The sequence below is a fragment of the Streptomyces niphimycinicus genome (assembly GCF_018883605.1).
GTDB lineage: Bacteria > Actinomycetota > Actinomycetes > Streptomycetales > Streptomycetaceae > Streptomyces > Streptomyces niphimycinicus.
In genome coordinates this window covers 1-360 of record NZ_JAHLEM010000722.1, presented here as the reverse complement: position 1 = coordinate 360, position 360 = coordinate 1, and the positions used below count along the sequence as shown (strand labels likewise).

Sequence of the window (360 nt, the reverse complement as noted above, 5' to 3'; positions counted from 1 at the left end):
CGCCGCGGAGCGGCCGGAACGGGCCGCGGCCGTGGTCTCCCGCGGCGGCCGGCCCGATCTCGCGGGCGGTGCCCTGAACCGGGTGCGGGCGCCGGTGCTGCTGATCGTGGGCGGTGACGACCACGAAGTGCTGCGGCTCAACCAGCAGGCGGCCGCCATGCTCGTGGCCCCGCACGAGATCCATGTGGTGCCCGGCGCCAGCCATTTGTTCGAGGAGCCGGGAACGCTGGAGGAGGCCGCCGAGGTGGCACGTGACTGGTTCGCACGGATGGCCAGGCACCCGGCCCGGGGCGGCAAGCGGTGACGCATGGCGGCTGAGCAGGTCAGCGGAAGTCCGCTACGGTTCGGGCAGCGCCCCGA

General features: G+C 74.4%; 1 protein-coding gene. It reads left to right on the top strand.

Annotated features, from left to right (window positions below; all coding sequences use genetic code 11):
* A partial coding sequence (locus KN815_RS41165; protein WP_216346901.1) for a dienelactone hydrolase family protein occupies positions 1-304 on the top strand: 304 nt, incomplete at its 5' end.
* Positions 305-360: the final 56 nt, after the last annotated feature.